Raw genomic sequence first — 21,037 nt, 5'->3', positions numbered from 1 at the left:
GATGCAGCCTCACCCGCCCCACCCGGGGTCACAGCACAACGTAACAACACGAAGTAACTGCACCTACGAACTTAAGGTCTGCGATGAGAAACGTTGTTGGACGGTTGGCGGCCGTGCTGGTGATGCCGGCAGCGGCGACGGCGCTCGTGGCGGTCGCGACGCCGGCTGTGAGTTCGGCGGACCCACTGAATTGCCCCGAAGGCCAGTGGTGGGACCCGACGGCCAACGTGTGCCGGCCACTGGGCGAAGGGCCGCAGCCGCTGAACTGCCCCGAAGGTCAGTATTGGAAGCCGGGCGACAACGTGTGCAGGCCGCTCGGCCAGCTCTGAACTTCGACAACCTCTGGCGGGAGGCGCCGCCCGGTTAGGCTGCTGAGGTGTCCACTCTCGAACAGAGTCGCCGCCTCGTCACCGAAATCCCCGGGCCCGCATCGCTGGAACTGACCAAGCGCCGGGCCGCGGCAGTGGCCCGGGGGGTGCGCAGCACGATGCCGGTGTACGCGGTGCGCGCCGGCGGCGGCATCGTCGAGGACGTCGACGGCAACCGGCTGATCGACCTGAGCTCCGGTATCGCGGTCACCACGATCGGCAACTCCTCTCCCCGGGTTGTCGACGCCGTGCGCACACAGGTCGCCGACTTCACCCACACCTGCTTCATGGTGACGCCGTACGAGAACTACATCGCCGTCGCCGAACAGCTCAACCGCCTGACCCCGGGGTCGGGTGAAAAGCGGTCGGTGCTGTTCAACTCCGGCGCCGAGGCGGTGGAGAACGCCATCAAGGTCGCGCGCGTCTACACGCGCAAACCGGCGGTGGTGGCGTTCGACCACGCCTACCACGGTCGCACCAACCTGGCGATGGCCCTGACCGCCCAGTCGATGCCCTACAAGAGCGGCTTCGGGCCGTTCGCGCCGGAGATCTACCGGGCGCCGCTGTCCTATCCGTACCGCGACGGGTTGATCGACAAGGAGCTGGCCACCGATGGTGAGCGGGCCGCAGCCCGGGCGATTCGGGTCATCGGCAGGCAGGTCGGCGCCGACAACCTGGCCGCCCTGGTGATCGAGCCCATCCAGGGCGAGGGCGGCTTCATCGTGCCCGCCGACGGTTTCCTGCCCACCCTGCTGGAGTGGTGCCGCCAGAACAATGTCGTGTTCATCGCCGACGAGGTGCAGACCGGCTTCGCCCGCACGGGCGCGTTGTTCGCCTGCGAACACGAAGGCATCGAACCGGACCTGATCTGCACCGCCAAAGGCATCGCCGGCGGGCTGCCGCTGTCGGCGGTCACCGGGCGCGCCGAGATCATGGACGCCTCTCACCCCGGCGGGCTGGGCGGCACGTTCGGCGGCAACCCGGTCGCCTGCGCGGCGGCGCTGGCCGCCATCACGACCATCGAGAGCGACGGGCTGGTCGAGCGGGCCCGCCAGATCGGCCAGCTGATGACCGACCGGCTGTCCCGGCTGCAGGCTGACGACGACCGGATCGGCGACGTGCGCGGCCGCGGCGCGATGATCGCCGCCGAGTTGGTGAAATCCGGCACCGCCGACCCCGACCCGGAGCTCACCGGCAAGCTGGCCGCCGCAGCCCACGCCGCCGGCGTGATCGTGTTGACCGCAGGAACTTTCGGCAACGTGTTGCGGTTCCTGCCGCCGTTGACCATCAGCGACGACCTGCTCTCCGAAGCTCTCGAGGTGCTGGCCGGGCTGTTGGCCGAGCTCTAAACCGGGTGGCCGATGTCACTTGCCGGCCCGCTTCCGGAATAATATTAGCTTTGCTAACGTAGTTTTCTGTTGGGCGCAGCGTGGCGCCGGCCAAACTTCCCCAGTGATTTGTCTTAGAGGTCCGTTATGTCGATTGAAATCAATGAAGAGCGGCTGGAGCGCCGCATCGCCGACCTGACCGCCACCGACCAGCAGTTCGCCGCCGCCCGGCCGAGCCAGGCCGTCGCCGCTGCCGTCGAGCAGCCCGGGCTCACGCTGCCGCAGGTCATCCAAACCGTCCTGGAGGGCTACGCCGACCGGCCGGCTCTCGGCCAGCGCGCCGTCGAATTCGTCGCCGACCCGGCGACCGGTCGCACGTCGGCGCAACTGCTGCCCCGATTCGACACCATCACCTACCGCGAGCTCGGCGAGCGCGTCGGCGCTCTCGCAAGCGCCTGGGCCGACGGTGTCGTCTCCCCCGGCGACCGCGTCGCCGTGCTGGGCTTCACCAGCGTCGACTACACGACCATTGACATGGCACTGGCCCAGCTGGGCGCGGTGTCGGTTCCGCTGCAGACCAGCGCGGCGATCGCCCAGCTGCAGCCGATCGTCGCCGAGACCGAGCCGACCGTGCTCGCGGCGAGCGTCGACTACCTGTCCGACGCCGTCGAGCTGATCCAGTCCGGCCGCCAGCCGGCGCGGCTGGTGGTGTTCGACTTCCACCCGGAGGTCGACGACCACCGCGAGGCGCTGGACGCCGCCCGCGCCCGATTGGCGAACAGCCCAGTCGCGGTTGAGACCCTGGCCGACGTGCTGGACCGCGGAAAGTCGCTGCCGCCCGTGCCGGCAGTGGACACCGGAAACGACGCGCTGGCGCTGCTGATCTACACCTCCGGCAGCACCGGCGCACCCAAGGGCGCGATGTACCCGCAGCGCAACGTCGCCAAGATGTGGCGGCGGTCCGCCCGCAACTGGTTCGGCCCCAGCGCCGCCTCGATCACACTGAACTTCATGCCGATGAGCCACGTCATGGGCCGCGGCATCCTCTACGGCACGCTCGGCAACGGCGGCACCGCCTACTTCGGCGCCAAGAGCGACCTGTCCACCCTGCTGGAGGACCTCGCGCTGGTACGGCCCACCGAGTTGAACTTCGTGCCGCGCATCTGGGAGACGCTGTACCAGGAGTACCAGCGCGAACTCGACCGCGGCCGCGGCGAAGCCGAAGTGCTGGCCGACATGCGGCAGAACCTGCTCGGCGGGCGGTTCATCTTCGCGATGACGGGCTCCGCGCCCATCTCGCCGGAGCTGAACGCCTGGGTCGAGTCGCTGCTCGAAATGCACCTGATGGACGGCTACGGCTCCACCGAGGCCGGCATGGTCCTGTTCGACGGCCAAGTGCAACGGCCGCCGGTGATCGACTACAAGCTGGCCGACGTCCCCGATCTCGGCTACTTCGCCACCGACAAGCCTTATCCCCGAGGCGAATTGCTGCTCAAGACCGAGAACATGTTCCCCGGCTACTACAAGCGGCCGGAGATCACCGCCGACGTGCTGGACGCCGACGGCTACTACCACACCGGCGACGTGGTCGCCGAGGTCGCGCCGGACCGGCTGGTCTACGTCGACCGGCGCAACAACGTCCTGAAACTCGCGCAAGGCGAGTTCGTCACCCTGGCCAAGCTGGAGGCGGTGTTCGGCACCAGCCCGCTGGTCCGCCAGATCTACATCTACGGCAACAGCGCACACCCCTACCTGTTGGCGGTCGTGGTGCCGACGGACCCGAACGCGAGTAAGTCGGCGATCGCCGAGTCGCTGCAGACCGTCGCCAAGGAAGCCGGGCTGCAGTCCTACGAGGTGCCGCGCGACTTCATCATCGAGACAACGCCTTTCACGCTGGAGAACGGTCTGCTGACCGGCATCCGCAAGCTGGCCTGGCCCAAGCTGAAGCAGCACTACGGCGAGCGGCTCGAACAGCTTTACGCCGAGCTGGAAGAAAGCCAGGCCAACGAGCTCCGGACACTGCGCCAAAGCGGCGCCGACAAGCCGGTGCTCGAGACGGTCAGCCGGGCCGCGGCCGCACTGCTGGGCGCCTCGACCAGCGACGTCTCCCCCGACGCGCATTTCACCGACCTGGGCGGAGACTCGTTGTCGGCGTTGACATTCGGCAACCTGCTGCGCGAAATCTTCGATGTCGACGTGCCGGTGGGCGTGATCGTCAGCCCGGCCTCGGACCTGCAGTCCATCGCCGGCTACATCGAGGGCGAACGCCAAGGCTCCAAGCGGCCGACGTTCGCTTCGGTACACGGCCGCGACGCGGTCGAGGTGCACGCGAAAGACCTGACGCTGGACAAGTTCCTCGACGCCGACACGCTGGCCGCCGCGCCGAACCTGCCGCGCGCCAACCACGAAGTGCGCACGGTATTGCTCACGGGCGCAACGGGATTCCTGGGCCGCTACCTGGCCCTGGAATGGCTGGAGCGGATGGACCTGGTCGACGGCAAGGTGATCGCCCTGGTGCGCGCCAAGGACGACGCGGCGGCGCGGGAGCGTCTGGACAAGACGTTCGACAGCGGCGAGCCGAAACTCCTTGCGCACTACCAAGAGTTGGCCGCCGATCACCTGGAGGTCATCGCCGGCGACAAGGGCGAGGCGAATCTTGGCCTGAGCCAAGATGTTTGGCAGCGGCTGGCCGACACCGTCGACCTGATCGTCGACCCCGCCGCGCTGGTCAACCACGTGCTGCCCTACAGCGAGCTGTTCGGCCCCAACGCGCTCGGCACCGCCGAGCTGATCCGGATCGCGCTGACCACCAAGATCAAGCCGTACACCTACGTGTCGACAATCGGGGTGGGCGACCAGATCGCGCCCGGCAAGTTCACCGAGGACGCCGACGTCCGGGTGATGAGCCCGACCCGCGCCATTAACGACGGCTACGCCAACGGTTACGGCAACAGCAAGTGGGCCGGTGAGGTGCTGCTGCGTGAGGCCAACGACCTGGCCGGTCTGCCCGTCGCGGTGTTCCGCTGCGACATGATCCTGGCCGACACCACCTATGCGGGCCAGCTCAACCTGCCGGACATGTTCACCCGGATGATGCTTTCCCTGGTGGCCACCGGTATCGCGCCGAAGTCGTTCTACGAGCTGGACGCCGACGGCAACCGGCAGCGCGCCCACTACGACGGTCTGCCGGTCGAGTTCATCGCCGAGGCGATCTCGACCCTGGGGGCGCAAAACGTGGAGACGTTCCAGACCTACCACGTGATGAACCCCTACGACGACGGCATCGGGATGGACGAGTACGTCGACTGGCTGATCGAGGCCGGTTATCCGATCCAGCGCATCGACGACTACCGCGAATGGGTGCAACGCTTCGAGACCAGCCTGCGGGCTCTGCCGGAGAAGCAGCGCCAGGCATCGCTCTTGCCGCTGTTGCACAACTACCAGAAGCCGGAAAAGCCGATCCGCGGGTCGATCGCGCCGACCGACCGGTTCCGCGCCGCGGTGCAGGAGGCGAAAATCGGCCCGGACAAAGACATTCCACACGTCACGGCGCCAGTCATCGTCAAGTACATCACCGACCTGCAGCTGCTCGGCTTACTCTGACGACAAGACGCAGAATCGCACCCGGGCAATGCCCGCGGTGCGATTCTGCGTCTGCTGGCGCGGGCTAGCGGTCCGCGCTGACGTGGCGACGACGACGGAAGAAGCTGCCCTTGCTGTGCCGCCACTCCGGCTCGGCGACGGGAAACTGCTCGGCGCGGACTTGGGTGACCGCGTCCGGTGACACTTCGGGCGCGGGTGTGTACTCCGGCGCCGCCGGCACGTCGGACGTCGACACATCGGGCGCGGGAGCGACGGCTGCCGCCGCTTCCACGTCGCGCGCGGTCCGGACCGCCAGGCGCGCCAGGATCGCACCGGCCAGGAAGACGATCAGTGCGCCCAGCCCCGAGAAGTAGGTGATTTCCAGCAGGGCACGTTTGGTGTCGGTCGACGCCACCGGCTGACCGACGTCGCCGAGCCGCAGCGGCGACGCGAACGGGCGACCCACAACGAACCAGGCGCCGGCGAAGGCCGCCAGCCAGCCGCCGAACATCGCGGTGGCGCGGTTACCCGAACCCAGCAGCAGCAGGCCACCCACCACCGCCGCGACTCCGGGGAACACCTCCAGCCAGCCTCTGGCGGCGGTCCATGTCCATTCCTTGTCCGGCGTGTAGGCCCAGTGGAAATACGGTCCGATAAACGGGATCAGTGCGCCCCACGCGCCGAGAATGATCAGGAGCAATCCGCTGACTGCGCCACGGCTGCGTGGCATATGCAGAGCGCCTATCCGCGAGTCGTTCATTTCAGAATCTCCTCACAACACACCGACACCGGCGGTGCCGAATCCGTGCTGAGTACCCCGACGGTTCGCGGCGCTAAACCAGCGCCCTAGCCCAGCTCCTCGTCGAACAGCCCCGGCTGGCCCATCACCCCGACCGGCGGCGCCATGCCCAGATGCGTCCAGGCCTGCGCGGTGGCCACCCTGCCGCGCGGAGTGCGCGCGATCATGCCGGCGCGCACCAGGAACGGCTCGCACACCTCCTCCACGGTGGTGGCCTCCTCCCCGACCGCCACCGCCAGCGTCGACACCCCGACCGGGCCGCCGCCGAAGCTGCGGGTCAGCGCTGAGAGCACCGCGCGGTCCAACCGGTCCAGGCCGAGCTCGTCGACGTCGTAGACCTCCAACGCCTGCTTGGCGACGTCGCGGGTGATCACGCCGTCGGCGCGGACCTCCGCATAGTCGCGCACCCGCCGCAGCAGCCGGTTGGCGATCCGCGGCGTGCCCCGCGAGCGGCGCGCGATCTCCGCGGCCGCCTCCCCGTCCAGTTCGATGCCCAGGATTCCGGCCGAGCGCGCGAGCACCCGCTCCAGCTCGGCGGGCTCGTAGAAATCCATGTGCGCGGTGAAGCCGAACCGGTCGCGCAGCGGGCCGGTCAGCGCACCGGAGCGAGTGGTGGCGCCCACCAACGTGAACGGCGCCACCTCCAGCGGAATCGACGTCGCCCCAGGGCCTTTCCCGACGACGACGTCGACGCGAAAGTCCTCCATCGCCAGATACAGCATCTCCTCGGCCGGCCGGGCGATGCGGTGGATCTCGTCGATGAACAGCACGTCGTGTTCGACGAGGTTGGACAGCATCGCGGCCAGGTCACCGGCGCGTTCCAGCGCCGGGCCCGACGTCACCCGCAGCGAAGAGCCGAGCTCGGCGGCGATGATCATTGCCAGCGACGTCTTGCCCAGCCCTGGCGGCCCCGACAACAGGATGTGATCCGGTGTGCCGCCGCGGTTTTTGGCGCCTTCGATGACCAGTTGCAGCTGTTCGCGCACCCGCGCCTGCCCGATGAATTCCCGCAGCGACCGCGGCCGCAGGCTGGCGTCCACATCGCCTTCGCCGACGGTCAGCGCCGGCGACACCTCGCGCTCGTCGGGCTCGGTCATTTCTTACCCAGCATCACCAGCGCCGCACGCAGCGCATTCGACGTGCTGGCCTCCGGCTCGCCCGCCAGCACCTTGTCGGTGGCCTCCTCGGCCTGCTTGACCGCAAAGCCAAGTCCCACAAGGGCTTCCACCACCGGTCCGCGCACCGAATGACCGTTGACCGTAGCAGCCGGCATCGCGCCCATCTTGTCGCGCAGCTCGAGCACCATCCGCTCGGCGCCGCGTTTGCCGATGCCCGGCACCCGGGTCAGCGCGGTAACGTCGCCGTCGGCGAGAGCCTGCCGCAGTGTCGGCGCGTCGTAGACCGCGAGCGTGGCCAGGGCGATCTTGGGCCCCACGCCGGAGACCCCCAGCAACGTCAGGAACAGGTCGCGGGTGTCGGCGTCGGGAAAGCCGTAGAGCGTCATCGAGTCTTCCCGCACCATCATCGCGGTGATCAGCCAGGCCTGGTTGCCCACCCGCAGCGTCGCCAGCGTCGACGGCGCCGCCATCACCTTGTAGCCGACGCCGGCGGCCTCGATCACGACGTGGTCCAGCGCCACGTCGAGCACCTCACCGCGCACCGAGGCGATCACGTCGCGGCCTTGACTTTCGCAGCGAATCTCTTGCGCTGCTGGGCCGCCAGTGCTTCGGCTTGCGCCATCCGGGCGATCATCGGCGCGCGCCAGCAGTGGCAGATCGCCAGCGCCAGCGCGTCGGCGGCATCCGCAGGTGTCGGTTTGGCTTGCAGCCCAAGGATTCTGGTGACCATCGCGGTGACTTGCGCCTTGCCCGCGCCGCCGTTGCCGGTGACGGCGGCCTTCACCTCGGACGGGGTGTGGAAGTGCACGGCGATGCCGCGTTTGGCCGCCGCCAGCGCGATCACCCCACCGGCCTGCGCGGTGCCCATCACCGTCGACACGTTCTGCTGGGAGAACACCCGCTCGACGGCGATCACCTCGGGGTGATGGGTGTCCAGCCAGTGCTCGACGTGCTCGCTGATCATCAGCAGCCTGTTCGGCAGCGACTCGTCGGCCGGGGTGCGCACCACGTCGACGTCCAGGGCGACGATTTGCCGGCCCCGGCCGCTTTCGACCACCGACAGCCCGCAGCGGGTCAGTCCCGGGTCGACGCCCATCACGCGCACGCCACGCTCCCTCGATGCCGAACGGTTGTTCGATACCCTACTGGGCGGGGCCGACAGCGGCCGGTAGGACACGCGGGGAGAGCGCGCCCCGCGTCATTCCTCGATCTGCGCCAGGATTTCGTCGGGGATGTCGGCGTTGGTATAGACGTCCTGCACGTCGTCGCTCTCCTCGAGCGCGTCGACCAGTTTCATCACCTTGCGCGCGCCCTCGGCGTCGAGCGGGACGGTGACCGACGGCTGGAATCCCGCCTCGGCGGAGTCGTAGTCGATGCCGGCGTCCTGCAATGCGGTCCGCACCGCCACCAGATCGCCGGGCTCGGTGATGATCTCGAAGCTGTCGCCCAAGTCGTTGACGTCCTCGGCACCGGCGTCCAGCACCGCCGCCAGCACGTCGTCCTCGGTCAGCCCGTTCTTGTCCAGCGTCACCACGCCCTTGCGGGCGAACAGGTAGGACACCGAGCCAGGGTCGGCCATGTTGCCGCCGTTGCGGGTCATCGCCACCCGCACCTCGCTGGCGGCCCGGTTGCGGTTGTCGGTCAGGCATTCGATCAGCACCGCCACCCCGTTGGGGCCGTAGCCCTCGTAGGTGATGGTCTGGTAGTCGGCGCCACCGGCCTCCTCGCCGGCGCCGCGTTTGCGGGCCCGCTCGATGTTGTCGTTGGGCACCGAGTTCTTCTTCGCCTTCTGGATGGCGTCGTACAGCGTCGGGTTGCCGGCCGGATCACCGCCGCCGACCCGGGCGGCGACCTCGACGTTCTTGATCAGCCGGGCGAAGTTCTTCCCGCGGCGCGCATCGATGACGGCCTTCTTGTGCTTGGTGGTGGCCCATTTGGAATGGCCGCTCATCGGTTACTACCTCTTGTCGTCGCTGGGCAAAGTTCGCCAGACGAGTCTACGTGGCGCGCCCATCGGGCTCGAAGAATCCCGGTACCCATCGCTCGACCAGCGTGGCGTACGCCACATGCGCGTCGAGTTGCACGGCGACCCCGAGCAAGCCGCCGAGCGTGCGCAGCAACATGACCCACCCGGGTGGGATGGTCAACTGGCGGGCCAGCTTGAACCGGTCGGCGAACCCCTCCCGCATCGGATCGGTCGTGACCAACGCCGTCTTCTGAAACCACTTGCGGGTGAAATGGAACTCGCCGGCCCGCAACGGGTCGATGTAGGCCCAGAGCGGGTCGATGTACTCCACCACCTGCTCGGCGGTCAGGTCGTAATCGCGCGGCATGAACCCGAGCTCCTTCAGCAGCCGGATCACTTGGTCCCACTGCTCGTCGCGCGCCCAGCACAGCAGCTCACCGAATTCGGCGGGCAGACCGCCGGGATGCTCGGCGACGGCGCCGAAATCGATCACGCCGAGGCGACCGTCCGCCAGCACCATAAAATTGCCCGGATGCGGGTCGGCATGCACCAGCTCGACACGGGCCGGTGAGCTCAAGATGAACTCGAACAGCAAGGCACACACGGAGTCTCGTTCATCCCGCGTGCCCTCGGCGATGATCGTGGAAAGGCGCCGGCCTTCCATCCACTCCGAGATGATGACCTTCGGCGAGCTGGCGACCACTGGCGGCACGTAGAACTTCTCGTCGCCCGCAAAGGCTTTCGCGAAGGCACGCTGATAGTTGGCCTCCAGCCGGTAGTCGAGCTCCGCTTCGATGCGCTCGCTGACCTCTGCGACGATTCGGTCCACGTCGGCGCGCGGCACAATCTGCTTGACGACCCACGAGAACCGTTTGATCAGCTTGAGGTCCGCGCGCAACGCCTCGTCGGCGCCGGGGTACTGCACCTTGACGGCGACCTCGCGCCCGTCCTTCCAGACGCCCTTGTGGACCTGCCCGATGCTCGCCGAGGCGACCGGCGTGTCGTCGAAGGACTCGAAGCGGTCGCGCCATTTCGTGCCGAGTTGGGCGTCGAGCACCCGGTGCACCTTGGCCGCCGGCAGCGGCGGAGCCTCGCTTTGCAGCTTGACCAACGCTTCGCGGAACGGGTCGGCGAATTGCGGCGGGATCGCGGCCTCCATCACCGACAGCGCCTGGCCGACTTTCATGGCGCCGCCCTTGAGCTCGCCGAGCACCTGGAACAGCTCGTCGGCGGCTTTCTCCAGAAGTTCGGCGTTGACCTCGTCCTTGGACTTGCCGGTCATCCGCTTGCCCACGCCGAGTGCGGCGCGTCCGGCCGCGCCTGCCGGAAGGCTCGCCAGCTTTGCGACGCGCCCGAATCGGCCCCGCACGATGTCGGCCATGACCACATCATGCCTTGGTGGGCACCGCGACGTGCGGCTACGCCCTGCCGGTGACGATGTCGACGAACAGCCGGTGGATGCGCCGATCGCCGGTCATCTCCGGGTGAAACGCCGTCGCGAGCACCGGCCCTTGGCGGACCGCGACGACATGGCCGGCCGCGCGGGCCAGCACCTGCACGTCGGATCCGCAGCGCTCCACCCACGGCGCCCGGATGAAAACCGCGTGCACCGGCTCGTCGAGACCGGCGAACTCCAGATCGCCTTCGAAGGAATCGACTTGGCGACCAAAAGCGTTGCGCCGCACCGTCATATCGATACCGCCCAGCGGCAGGGCCTCACGCCCGCCCGCGCCGGCGTCGAGGATCTCGCTGGCCAAAAGGATCATGCCGGCACACGCCCCGTAGGCCGGCAATCCGTCGGCCAGCCGCTTGCGCAGCGGCTCGAGCAGATCCAGGTCGCGCAGCAGGTGGCTCATCGTGGTGGACTCGCCGCCCGGGATCACCAGCGCGTCGACGGCGTCGAGCTCGTCGCGGCGGCGCACCGGCACTCCAGATGCCCCCGCTTCGCGCAGCGCCGCAATGTGCTCGCGAGTGTCGCCCTGCAGTGCCAAGACGCCGACGCGGGGATCGTTCACGTCGGCCGGAAGTCGCGCTTGTAGCGAGTCAGACCCTCCTGCATCACCGCCGCGACCATCTCGCCGTACTGGTTGAAGATCTTGCCCTGGGTCAGCGACCGCCCGCCACATGCCGACGGCGACGACTGGTCGTAGAGCAGCCACTCGTCGGCCCGAAACGGCCGCATGAACCACATCGCGTGGTCCAGCGAGGCCACCTGCAGGTGGTGGCGTTCCTCGAGATGGATCACCTGCGCCGAGCCGAGCAGGGTCAGGTCGCTCATGTAGGCCAGCGCGCAGATGTGCAGCACATGATCGTCGGGCAGCGGGTCGCGGTGGCGAAACCACACCTGCTGTTGCGACGCCAGTCCGGGCAGCCTCACGAGCTTCTCTTGCGGGACGATCCGCACGTCCCACTCCTCGAACTGGCGGAACCCGGCGTCGTCGAACACTCTCATCGACTGCAGCCCGGGCAGGTCGTCCGGCGGCGGCGCCGACGGCATCGCGTCCTGGTGTTCGATGCCGCTCTGGTCGACCTGAAACGACGCCGACATGGCGAAAATGGTCTCGCCGTGCTGGATCGCGTTGACCCGCCTGGTGCAGAACGAGCCGCCGTCACGAATGCGTTCGACGATGAAAATGGTGGGCGCCTTGGCATCTCCGGGCCGCAGGAAGTAGCCGTGCAGCGAGTGCACCAGAAAACGCGGATCGACCGTGCGCACCGCCGACACCAGCGTCTGGCCCGCGACGTGGCCCCCGAATGTGCGCTGCCACGCGGCGGACTCGGCACTGAACACGCTGCCGCGGTAGATGTTGACCTCGAGTTGCTCGAGATCGAGGATCTCTTCGATCGCCACGGACTGTTTTTACCAGCCGCGTTCGGCCAGCCGGTGCGGCTGCGCGATCTGTTCCACGTTGATGCCGACCATCGCTTCGCCGAGCCCGCGCGACACCTTGGCCAGCACGTCGGGGTCGTCGTAGAAGGTGGTGGCCTTGACGATCGCGGCGGCGCGCTGCGCCGGGTCGCCCGATTTGAAGATGCCTGAGCCCACGAACACGCCCTCGGCGCCGAGTTGCATCATCATCGCGGCGTCAGCCGGGGTGGCGATGCCGCCGGCGGTGAACAGCGTGACAGGCAGCTTGCCGGCCCGCGCCACCTCGACCACCAGCTCGTAGGGCGCCTGCAATTCCTTTGCGGCGACGTACAATTCGTCTTCGGACAGCGACGTGAGCCGGCGGATCTCGCCGGTGATGGCCCGCATGTGGGTGGTGGCGTTGGAGACGTCGCCGGTGCCGGCTTCGCCCTTGGAGCGGATCATCGCCGCGCCCTCGTTGATGCGCCGTAGCGCCTCGCCCAGGTTGGTGGCGCCACAGACGAACGGCACGGTGAACTTCCACTTGTCGATGTGGTGGGTGTAGTCGGCCGGGGTCAGCACCTCCGACTCGTCGATGTAGTCGACGCCGAGGGCCTGCAGGATCTGCGCCTCGACGAAGTGTCCGATGCGCGCCTTGGCCATCACCGGGATGGTGACCGCGGAGATGATGCCCTCGATCATGTCCGGGTCGCTCATCCGGGACACCCCGCCCTGGGCGCGGATGTCGGCGGGCACCCGTTCCAGTGCCATCACGGCTACGGCGCCGGCGCCCTCGGCGATCTTGGCCTGCTCGGGCGTGACGACGTCCATGATGACGCCGCCCTTGAGCATTTCGGCCATGCCGCGTTTGACGCGCGCGGTGCCGGTCTGGCCGTTGGAAGTCACGGCTACCAGTCTAGTGGTGGGCCCAAACCGGTATTTCCCCGCGGAATGTGAGGCCGCCCGCACGCTCGGCGAAGGCCGACTAGCGGATGGACTGCAGCTGGCGGGGCGCGCGGGTCTGTGCCAGCGCATTCGCGTCGGCCAGCAGCTCGGAGAGCTGCAGCGGGTAGACCGTCTCACCGGCGGCCACCAGCTCGGCGATGTCGCGGGCGTCACACCAGCGGTGGCAGTGGATGTAGCGGCGTTCCAGCTCGGTGCGCCCGGCGATCGACGGCTCGAACCGCTGGGTGCGGTAGACGAAGAAGTACTCCTCGCTGTCGAGCACCGACCCGTTGAAGTCGAAGACCGCATCCCGCCGCCAGATCGGCCCGATCATGTCGCGGGGGTTGACTTGCAGACCGGTCTCCTCGGCCAGCTCGCGCGCGGCAGTCGCGGCCAGGTCCTCGCCGTCGCGGGTCTGGCCGCCGACGGTGAACCACCACCGCGGCGCGCTGCTCACAGGCAGCGCGGGGTCGGATCCGCACAGCAGCAGCACCGCGCCGGAGTCGTCGAGCAGCACCACCCGGGCCGAGGTGCGCTTGCTCGACCTGTGCCCCGCCGAATGCGAGCGTTCGGCGATCTCGAAATAGCTTGGCAGCGAAGCGGTTCCACCCAGTCGCAGCATCCGGACCAGTGGCCGCTCGCGCAGCGCCAGCGTGTCGCGGACCGCGTCGTTGTGGAAGCGACGGGCCAGCAGCACCCGGGCTTCGGCGTCGGCCAGTTCGGCCACCAGCGCCGACGGCAGCGACGCCGGGTCAACCATCGCCAGCGCCGCGGACAACTCGTTCTCACACGCCTCGCGGGTCTGCCGGGGCGCCCGTTCGGCCGCGTCGGCCAGCGCCGCCAACCGCTTGCCCTGCGAGGCGCCGTGGAAGGCGTCGACCGCCACCGCGCGGGCCACCACGGCGCGACGGGCCAGCGCCCCGTCCAGCGCCTGCCAGGACAGGTCGTAGCGCACGTGCAGCCGGTCCAGGCGGTTGGCGGTGTGGTACACCCAGCTGCCGAACACCACCAGCAGCACGACCAGCACCGCGATGGCCACCACCAGCCACACCATCAGCTGGCCACCTGCACCTTGGTGCCCGAGCCGGCGACCGTCTCGTAGACCCGCATGATCTGGTTGGCCACCACCGACCAGTCGTACCGGCGCACCACTTCGGCGCCGGCGGCCACGTACTTCTCGCGCAACACATCGTTGTCCAGCACGGCGACCAGCGCCGCACCCAGCGCGGCGCCGTCTTCGACCGGCACCAGGCGGCCCGCCTGGCCGTCGCGCAGCACCCGCCGGAACGCGTGCAGATCGCTGGCCACCACCGCGGTGCCGGCGGCCATCGCCTCCACCAACACGATGCCGAAACTCTCACCGCCGGTGTTCGGCGCGCAGTAGACGTCGGCGCTGCGCAGCGCCGACGCCTTGCCGGCATCGTCCACCTGGCCCAGGAACCGCAGATGATCAGCCAAAGACCCTGCGCTGCTTCGCAATTCGTCCTCGTCGCCGCGGCCGACGATCAGCAGCTGTACGTCGGGAAAACGCTGCACCACATGCGGCAGCGCCTCCATCAACACCGCCATGCCCTTGCGGGGCTCGTCGTAGCGGCCCAGGAACAGCACCGTCTTGCCGGGCCGCGGATATCCGTCCAGAAGTGGTGCGGCACTGATCGCCCCGACGTCGACACCGTTGGGAATCTCGACCGCGTCGGAGCCCAATGCCTCCATCTGCCAGCGCCGGGCGAGGTCGGACACGGCGATGCGGCCGACGATCTTCTCGTGCCAGGGCCGCAACACCCCCTGAAACACCGACAGCGTCAGCGATTTGGTGGTCGAGGTGTGAAAGGTCGCCACGATCGGCCCCTCGGCCACCCGCAACGCCCACATCGACAGGCTGGGCGCATTGGGCTCGTGCAGGTGCAGCACGTCGAAATCGCCCTCGGCCAGCCAGCGTCGCACCCGGCCGTGCACGGCCGGGCTGAACTGCAGCCGGGCCACCGAGCCGTTGTACGGGATCGGGACGGCCTTGCCGGCCGAGACGACGTAGTCGGGCAGCTTGACATGCGGCGACGAGGGGGCCAGCACGCTGACGCAATGCCCGCGGGCACGCATCACCTCGGCGAGCTGCAGCACGTGCGACTGCACCCCGCCCGGCACGTCGAACGAGTACGGGCACACCATGCCGATGCGCATCAGCCGTCCCCCAATCTGGCCCGTCGCTTGGTGGACAGATCGGCCAGCCATTGCGGCTGCAGCATATGCCAGTCGGCGGGGTGCGCGGCGATGTTGAGGGCAAACCGGCCGGCCAGCGCGGCGGTGATGGCGACGACGTCGCCGCCCGTGCAGTCCAGCGGCGGGTAGATCTCGAAGCCCCAGCCGTCGTCTTCGAACCAACAGTGCACCGGCAGCAGCACTGCCCCGGTTTCGATCGCCAGCTTGGCCGGCCCGGCCGGCAGCCGGGTGGGTTCGCCGAAGAAATCGACCTGCACCCCGGTGCTGGTGAGGTCGCGCTCGGCCATCAGGCACACGATCTTGTTGTCGCGCAGCCGTTCGCAGAGCACTTCGAAGGGCGGGCGTTCGCCGCCAGACAACGGAAGCACTTCGAAGCCAAGGCTTTCCCGGTAGGCGATGAATCGCCGGTACAGCGACTCGGGTTTGAGCCGCTCGGCGACGGTGGTGAACGTGCCGTGGGTCTGCGCCAGCCAGACCCCGGCCATGTCCCAGTTGCCGCTGTGCGGCAACGCCAGCACCGCCCCGCGGCCGGCCGCCAGCGCGGCGTTCAGATGTTCTTGGCCCCGAACCGCTTCGTGCAGCTGCCGGGCCAGCTCGGCGTGGTTCATCGTCGGCAGCCGGAACGCTTCGCGCCAGTAGCGCGCGTAGGAGGCCAGCGACGCCCGCATCAGCGAATCGGGCACCTGCGCCGGCGGTACGCCGATGACGCGGGCCAGGTTCTTGCGCAGCTGGGCAGGGCCTCCGTCCAGCGACGCATACCACGCGCCAGCGTCGAACACGTTGCGCGCGGCGAACTCCGGCATGGCCCGCACCAGCATCCATCCGGCCGCGTATCCCCAGTCACTCAGGCTCACCCCGGGGATGCCGATCACGGCTCGCTCTTCCCCGGCGCCTGCATCGGCTCGGCGGCCCCGGGCGAGTGCCGCACGGTGTGCAGCCGCTGGGCGCAGGTGATCATGCTCGCCACCGCCAGCACCCACATCGCCAGGTGCAGCGCCCACGGCAGCGGAAACACCGGCAGGTCGGAGAGTCCGGCGCCCACCAGCACGATGATCAGGCGCTCCGGGCGTTCGATGAACCCGCCGTCGCCGCGCAGCCCGCTGGCCTCGGCGCGCGCCTTGATGTAGGAGATCACCTGCGACGTGACCAGGCAGATCAGCGTCGCCACCATCAGCGACGGGCTGCGGAGGCCGAACGCCGCCCACCACAACAGCCCGCAGAACACCGCGCCGTCGCTGATCCGGTCGCAGGTGGCGTCCAGCACGGCGCCGAAGGCGCTGCCGCCGCCGCTCTCCCGGGCCATCGCCCCGTCGACCATGTCGAACATCACGAAGAACCAGATGACGAACGTGCCGGCGAACAGCTGACCGGTCGGAAACAGCGTCAGCGAGGCCAGCACCGAAGCCGCGGTGGCGATGATCGTGACGGCGTCCGCGGTCAGGCCGAGCCGCAGCAGGGCCCTCGCCACCGGTGTGGTGACCCGTGCCACCCCTTCCCGGGACAGCAGTTTGCTCACGGCTGTTTTTCCCACTCGGTGGCCAGCAGACGGCGGGTCTCGCGCAGCAGTTGCGGGATGACCTTCGAGTCGCCGACGATCGTGATGAAGTTGGCGTCGCCGCCCCACCGCGGCACGACGTGCACGTGCAGGTGTTCGGCCAGCGAGCCGCCCGCCGATACTCCCAGGTTCAAGCCGACGTTGAAGCCGTGCGGCCGCGACACCGCCTTGATGACGCGAATTGCCTTCTGGGTGAACGCCATCAGTTCGGCGCTCTCCTTGTCGGTGAGATCCTCGAGTTCCGACACCCGCCGGTAGGGCACCACCATCAGATGCCCGGGGTTATACGGGTAGAGGTTCAACACGGCGTACACCAGTTCGCCGCGGGCCACCACCAGTCCGTCCTCGTCGGGCAGCTGCGGGATGTCGGTGAACAGCTGTGCGGGATCGGAGTTTTCCCGCTTCAGCGGCGCCTCGGCCAAATAGCTCATCCGGTAGGGCGTCCACAACCGCTGCAGCCGGTCGGCCTCACCCACGCCGCGGTCCACGATCGCGTCTTCGTCAGCCACGACTGTTCACCTTGACCAACTCTGCGGTGGGAGCGGCGTTTTCGCGGTCGGCAATCCATTGCACGACGGCGGCGACGGCCTCGTCGCGCGGCACCCCGTTGATCTGGGTGCGGTCACCGAAGCGGAAGCTGACGGCGTCGGCGGCGACGTCGCGGTCGCCGGCCAGCAGCATGAACGGCACCTTGTGGTTGGTGTGGTTGACGATCTTTTTGGCCATCCGGTCGTCGCTGGTGTCCACCTCGACTCGCACGCCGTGTGAGCGCAGTTGTGCCGCAACGTCTTCCAGGTAGGGCACGTGGTCGTCGGCGACCGGGATGCCGACCGCCTGCACCGGCGCCAGCCACGCGGGAAACGCGCCGGCGTAGTGCTCGGTGAGGATGCCGAAGAACCGCTCGATCGACCCGAACAACGCGCGGTGGATCATCACGGGCCGCTGGCGGGTGCCGTCGGCGGCGGTGTACTCCAGCTCGAAACGTTCCGGGAAGTTGAAGTCCACCTGGATGGTCGACATCTGCCAGCTGCGGCCCAGCGCGTCGCGGGCCTGCACCGAGATCTTCGGCCCGTAGAACGCCGCACCGCCCGGATCGGGCACCAGCTCCAGACCGGAGTCCGCCGCCACTTCCGCCAGCACGTTGGTGGCTTCCTCCCACAGCTCGTCGGAGCCGACGAACTTCTCCGGGTCCTTGGTGGACAGCTCCAGGTAGAAGTCCTCCAGCCCGTAGTCGCCCAGCAGGTCGAGCACGAACCGCAGCAGCGACGCCAGCTCCGCGCGCAGCTGGTCGCGGGTGCAAAAGATGTGTGCGTCGTCCATCGTGAAGCCGCGCGCCCGGGTCAGACCGTGCACCACGCCCGATTTCTCGTAGCGGTAGACGGTGCCGAACTCGAAGAGCCTCAACGGAAGTTCGCGATACGACCGCCCCCGCGACCGGAAGATCAGCGTGTGCATCGGGCAGTTCATCGGCTTGAGGTAGTAGTCCTGGCCCGGCTTGCGCACAGTGCCGTCGTCGTCGTATTCGGCGTCGAGGTGCATCGGCGGGTACATCCCGTCGGCGTACCAGTCCAGGTGCCCGGAGGTGTGGAACAGGTCGGCCTTGGTGATGTGCGGGGTGTTGACGAACTCGTAGCCGGCCTCGATGTGCTTGCGCCGCGAATACTCCTCCAGCTCACGGCGCACGATGCCACCCTTCGGGTGGAAAACCGCCAGGCCCGAACCGATTTCGTCGGGGAAGCTGAACAGGTCCAGCTCGGTGCCCAGCTTGCGGTGGTCGCGGCGCGCCGCTTCCTCCAGCAGCGTCAGGTGACGCTCCAGGGCCTCCTGCGACTCCCAGGCGGTGCCGTAGATGCGTTGCAGGCTGGCGTTGTTCGCCTCGCCGCGCCAGTACGCCGCCGAGCTGCGGGTCAGCTTGAACGCCGGAATGTGGCGGGTGGTCGGGATGTGCGGGCCGCGGCACAGGTCGTACCAAACACGTTCTCGGGTACGGGGATTCAGGTTGTCGTAGGCGGTCAGCTCGTCGCCGCCGACCTCCATCACCGCCGGGTCGCCGGACTTGTCGTCGACCAGTTCCAGCTTGTACGGCTCGCCGGCCAACTCCTCGCGGGCCTGCTCCTTGGACTCGTAGACGCGCCGGGAGAACAGTTGGCCCTCCTTGACGATCTGGCGCATCCGTTTTTCCAGCGCCTCCAGATCTTCCGGGGTGAACGGTTCCGGCACGTCGAAGTCGTAGTAGAAGCCGTCGGTGATCGGCGGCCCGATGCCCAGCTTGGCCTGCGGAAACAATTCCTGCACGGCCTGGGCCAGCACGTGGGCACAGGAGTGCCGGATCACGCTGCGACCGTCGTCGGTGTTGGCCGCCACCGGGACGACGTCGGCGTCGGCCTCGGGTACCCAGCTCAGGTCGCGCAGTGTGCCGTCGGCGTCGCGCACCACCACGACGGCGTCGGGCTCGCCGCGGCCGGGCAGCCCGGCCTCGCGGACCGCCGCGGCGGCGGTCGTCCCGGCGGCAACCCGGATCGTTGCTGGCCAGGAAAGGCGTGGGGGCGCGGTCATTGCGGCGGTCTCCAAGGTTCGGGGGGTCGACGACCATGCTATCGGGGCGGCCCGCGGCCGAGCAGGGCCGCCGACGGGCCACCCGAAACGGCAGAATGAGGCCGTGTTGGTGCAGACGGGTTTGGGATTGCTGCTCGTCGCCGTCGCCGTCATCGTGGTGGTGAACTGGGTCAGCGACCGCACCGACCTGCCCAGCGCGGCGCTTCTGACTCTCGTCGGGATCGTGTATGCCCTGCTGCCCGGGCCGAACATCGGCCTGGATCCCGATGTCGTGATGACCGGGATATTGCCGCCGTTGCTGTACCACGCGGCGCTGGAATCGTCGCTTGTCGGGATACGCCGCAACCTGCGCACGATCGTCAGCCTGTCGGTGGTGCTGGTTCTGGTGACCGCGGCATCGGTCGGTGTCGCGTTCGCGCTGCTGGTCGGCGGCGCAACGGTTGCGGCGGGGATGGTGTTGGGTGCCGCGGTGGCGCCGACAGATCCGGTGGCAGCGCTCGCCGTCGCGCGCAAGGTCGGTCTGCCGCTGGGCATCGTCACGCTGATCGAGGGCGAAGGGCTGCTGAACGACGCGACGGCGCTCACCACACTGTCGGTGGCCGTCGCCGCGGCCACCGGCGCCGGGTTCTCGCTGCCGTCGGCGATCGGGCGGTTCGTCCTCGCCGCGGTGGGCGGTCTGCTGGTGGGCCTGGCGCTGGCGTATTGCCGGCGGGCGCTGCGCGCATGGACGCACGACGTGCTGACCGCCAACGCGATTTCGCTCGCCACGCCGTTCGTGACCTATCTGGCCGCCGAGAAGGTCCACGCCTCCGGTGTGCTGGCGGTCGTGGTGTGCGGGCTGATCGTCGGACACGACTCGCCCCGAACCGAAACGGGCGCAACCCGGTTGCAGACCCGAGCCGTCTGGCGGTTGGTCAACTTTCTTCTCGAAGGTCTGGTCTTCTTGCTGATCGGTCAGCAGTTGCCGACCATTCTCGACGGCCTGCGCGGGTACTCGACCTCGACGATCATCGTGTCGGTGAGCGTGACCGTGGCCGTGGTGCTGCTGCTGCGGCCGCTGTGGTTGCTGCTCACCCAGACGCTTCCGCGCCCGCTGCACACCCGGCTCGGAAACGCCGACTCGAGGACCGAAAAGCTCACTGGCCGTGAGATTTTCGTGCTGAGCTGGGCCGGCACCCGCGGCGTGGTGAGCCTCGCCGCGATTTTCGCGGTGCCGTTCGTGACGCAGCGCGGCACCGCGTTTCCCGACCGAAACCTGTTGCTGTTCTGCACCTTTGTCGTGGTGCTCGTGACGCTGATCGGGCAGGGCAGCACATTCGGCCGGGTGGTGCGGGCGTTGGGGTTGCACGCCGACGCCGTCGACGAGCTGCGGCTGCGCCATCGGGCGCGCACGGCGGCCATTCAGGCTGCCCTCGACCGGCTCGACGAGCTGGACCAGCAGGGCGAGGACGAGCTCGACGCCCGCGCGCTGCAGAGCGTGCGCGAGCAGTTGTCCGCCCGGCTCGAGCGGTATCAGCGTCAGCTCGACCTGCTCGAGTCGTCGGATCTCGGCGACCTGCCATTGTCGGGCTACGAGGCCGCCGCCGCGATACGCCGGGCGGCCATCGACGCCGAGCGCGACGAGCTCGTGCGCTGGCGCGACGCCGGCATGCTGCCCGACAAAAGTCTTCGCGTCCTCCAACGCGAACTCGACCACGAGGAGGGCATGCTGCCGATCGGCACGCCGCGGTCACGCGGGCGCAGTCGCTGACTCAG

At 68.6% G+C, this 21,037-nt stretch carries 19 protein-coding genes; 4 read left to right on the top strand and 15 right to left on the bottom strand.

Annotation, left to right across the window (positions count from 1 at the left end; genetic code table 11):
* Positions 1 to 83 precede the first annotated feature (83 nt).
* The 3 genes from AWC14_RS12375 to car all read left to right on the top strand — a co-directional run bounded on the left by AWC14_RS12375 (position 84) and on the right by car (position 5,299).
* Positions 84 to 329: a hypothetical protein gene (locus tag AWC14_RS12375; RefSeq protein WP_045381785.1), complete on the top strand. Its 246-nt coding sequence runs from the start codon at positions 84 to 86 to the stop codon at positions 327 to 329.
* Positions 330 to 376: 47 nt separating this feature from the next.
* Complete coding sequence (gene gabT / locus AWC14_RS12370) at positions 377 to 1,717, top strand: 4-aminobutyrate--2-oxoglutarate transaminase (RefSeq protein WP_045381788.1); 1,341 nt, start codon at positions 377 to 379, stop codon at positions 1,715 to 1,717.
* 126 nt (positions 1,718 to 1,843) lie between these two features.
* Positions 1,844 to 5,299, top strand: coding sequence for a carboxylic acid reductase (gene car / locus AWC14_RS12365; RefSeq protein ID WP_045381791.1), 3,456 nt, complete (start codon positions 1,844 to 1,846; stop codon positions 5,297 to 5,299).
* 64 nt (positions 5,300 to 5,363) lie between these two features.
* Here the strand turns inward: car and AWC14_RS12360 are convergent, their stop codons facing one another.
* The 15 genes from AWC14_RS12360 to thrS all read right to left on the bottom strand — a co-directional run bounded on the left by AWC14_RS12360 (position 5,364) and on the right by thrS (position 19,282).
* Positions 5,364 to 6,008 (bottom strand): hypothetical protein, encoded by a 645-nt coding sequence (locus tag AWC14_RS12360; protein WP_081968228.1) that lies wholly within the window; start codon positions 6,006 to 6,008, stop codon positions 5,364 to 5,366.
* A gap of 116 nt (positions 6,009 to 6,124) precedes the next feature.
* Entirely contained in the window at positions 6,125 to 7,174 is a 1,050-nt protein-coding gene (gene ruvB / locus AWC14_RS12355) for a Holliday junction branch migration DNA helicase RuvB (protein ID WP_045381797.1), read from the bottom strand.
* Positions 7,171 to 7,749, bottom strand: a complete 579-nt coding sequence (ruvA, locus tag AWC14_RS12350; protein WP_085241278.1) for a Holliday junction branch migration protein RuvA — start codon at positions 7,747 to 7,749, stop codon at positions 7,171 to 7,173. Before ruvA ends, ruvB begins: the two co-directional genes overlap by 4 nt.
* Complete coding sequence (gene ruvC / locus AWC14_RS12345) at positions 7,746 to 8,300, bottom strand: crossover junction endodeoxyribonuclease RuvC (RefSeq protein ID WP_045381803.1); 555 nt, start codon at positions 8,298 to 8,300, stop codon at positions 7,746 to 7,748. The genes ruvA and ruvC overlap by 4 nt, the downstream gene beginning before the upstream one ends.
* A 93-nt stretch (positions 8,301 to 8,393) precedes the next feature.
* Positions 8,394 to 9,146, bottom strand: coding sequence for a YebC/PmpR family DNA-binding transcriptional regulator (locus AWC14_RS12340; protein WP_045381805.1), 753 nt, complete (start codon positions 9,144 to 9,146; stop codon positions 8,394 to 8,396).
* A gap of 46 nt (positions 9,147 to 9,192) precedes the next feature.
* Positions 9,193 to 10,542, bottom strand: coding sequence for an ABC1 kinase family protein (locus tag AWC14_RS12335; protein ID WP_045382025.1), 1,350 nt, complete (start codon positions 10,540 to 10,542; stop codon positions 9,193 to 9,195).
* A gap of 37 nt (positions 10,543 to 10,579) precedes the next feature.
* A complete protein-coding gene (gene pdxT, locus AWC14_RS12330) occupies positions 10,580 to 11,176 on the bottom strand; it encodes a pyridoxal 5'-phosphate synthase glutaminase subunit PdxT (RefSeq protein WP_045381807.1) in 597 nt (198 codons plus the stop codon).
* Positions 11,173 to 12,012: an acyl-CoA thioesterase II gene (gene tesB / locus AWC14_RS12325; RefSeq protein WP_045381810.1), complete on the bottom strand. Its 840-nt coding sequence runs from the start codon at positions 12,010 to 12,012 to the stop codon at positions 11,173 to 11,175. Before tesB ends, pdxT begins: the two co-directional genes overlap by 4 nt.
* Positions 12,013 to 12,021: 9 nt before the next feature.
* The gene (pdxS, locus tag AWC14_RS12320) at positions 12,022 to 12,915 is read right to left on the bottom strand and encodes a pyridoxal 5'-phosphate synthase lyase subunit PdxS (RefSeq protein ID WP_268811722.1); all 894 of its coding nucleotides are present in this window, start codon (positions 12,913 to 12,915) and stop codon (positions 12,022 to 12,024) included.
* Between the two features lie 79 nt (positions 12,916 to 12,994).
* A complete protein-coding gene (locus AWC14_RS12315) occupies positions 12,995 to 14,008 on the bottom strand; it encodes an NUDIX hydrolase (RefSeq protein ID WP_045381812.1) in 1,014 nt (337 codons plus the stop codon).
* A complete protein-coding gene (locus tag AWC14_RS12310) occupies positions 14,008 to 15,132 on the bottom strand; it encodes a glycosyltransferase family 4 protein (protein WP_045381814.1) in 1,125 nt (374 codons plus the stop codon). Before AWC14_RS12310 ends, AWC14_RS12315 begins: the two co-directional genes overlap by 1 nt.
* The gene (locus tag AWC14_RS12305) at positions 15,132 to 16,043 is read right to left on the bottom strand and encodes a phosphatidylinositol mannoside acyltransferase (protein ID WP_045381817.1); all 912 of its coding nucleotides are present in this window, start codon (positions 16,041 to 16,043) and stop codon (positions 15,132 to 15,134) included. Before AWC14_RS12305 ends, AWC14_RS12310 begins: the two co-directional genes overlap by 1 nt.
* Complete coding sequence (gene pgsA / locus AWC14_RS12300; RefSeq protein WP_045381820.1) at positions 16,040 to 16,687, bottom strand: phosphatidylinositol phosphate synthase; 648 nt, start codon at positions 16,685 to 16,687, stop codon at positions 16,040 to 16,042. Before pgsA ends, AWC14_RS12305 begins: the two co-directional genes overlap by 4 nt.
* Positions 16,684 to 17,235 (bottom strand): ATP adenylyltransferase, encoded by a 552-nt coding sequence (locus tag AWC14_RS12295; RefSeq protein WP_045381823.1) that lies wholly within the window; start codon positions 17,233 to 17,235, stop codon positions 16,684 to 16,686. Before AWC14_RS12295 ends, pgsA begins: the two co-directional genes overlap by 4 nt.
* Complete coding sequence (gene thrS / locus AWC14_RS12290) at positions 17,228 to 19,282, bottom strand: threonine--tRNA ligase (protein ID WP_045381826.1); 2,055 nt, start codon at positions 19,280 to 19,282, stop codon at positions 17,228 to 17,230. The genes AWC14_RS12295 and thrS overlap by 8 nt, the downstream gene beginning before the upstream one ends.
* A 103-nt stretch (positions 19,283 to 19,385) precedes the next feature.
* Between thrS and AWC14_RS12285 the strand changes: the two genes are divergently transcribed.
* Entirely contained in the window at positions 19,386 to 21,032 is a 1,647-nt protein-coding gene (locus AWC14_RS12285; RefSeq protein ID WP_235215981.1) for a Na+/H+ antiporter, read from the top strand.
* Positions 21,033 to 21,037: the final 5 nt, after the last annotated feature.

The sequence above is a fragment of the Mycobacterium kyorinense genome (genome assembly GCF_002101735.1).
Lineage (GTDB): Bacteria > Actinomycetota > Actinomycetes > Mycobacteriales > Mycobacteriaceae > Mycobacterium > Mycobacterium kyorinense.
This window is presented reverse-complemented; position numbering and strand designations above follow the sequence as displayed.

Excerpts from the sequence above, each read along its gene's own strand:
- car (WP_045381791.1), top strand. The coding sequence starts at position 1,844 with ATGTCGATTGAAATCAATGAAGAGCGGCTGGAGCGCCGCATCGCCGAC.
- AWC14_RS12315 (WP_045381812.1), bottom strand. The coding sequence starts at position 14,008 with ATGGTGTGGCTGGTGGTGGCCATCGCGGTGCTGGTCGTGCTGCTGGTG.
- AWC14_RS12340 (WP_045381805.1), bottom strand. The coding sequence starts at position 9,146 with ATGAGCGGCCATTCCAAATGGGCCACCACCAAGCACAAGAAGGCCGTC.
- AWC14_RS12310 (WP_045381814.1), bottom strand. The coding sequence starts at position 15,132 with ATGCGCATCGGCATGGTGTGCCCGTACTCGTTCGACGTGCCGGGCGGG.
- AWC14_RS12360 (WP_081968228.1), bottom strand. The coding sequence starts at position 6,008 with ATGCCACGCAGCCGTGGCGCAGTCAGCGGATTGCTCCTGATCATTCTC.
- ruvB (WP_045381797.1), bottom strand. The coding sequence starts at position 7,174 with ATGACCGAGCCCGACGAGCGCGAGGTGTCGCCGGCGCTGACCGTCGGC.
- AWC14_RS12335 (WP_045382025.1), bottom strand. The coding sequence starts at position 10,542 with ATGGCCGACATCGTGCGGGGCCGATTCGGGCGCGTCGCAAAGCTGGCG.
- AWC14_RS12375 (WP_045381785.1), top strand. The coding sequence starts at position 84 with ATGAGAAACGTTGTTGGACGGTTGGCGGCCGTGCTGGTGATGCCGGCA.
- thrS (WP_045381826.1), bottom strand. The coding sequence starts at position 19,282 with ATGACCGCGCCCCCACGCCTTTCCTGGCCAGCAACGATCCGGGTTGCC.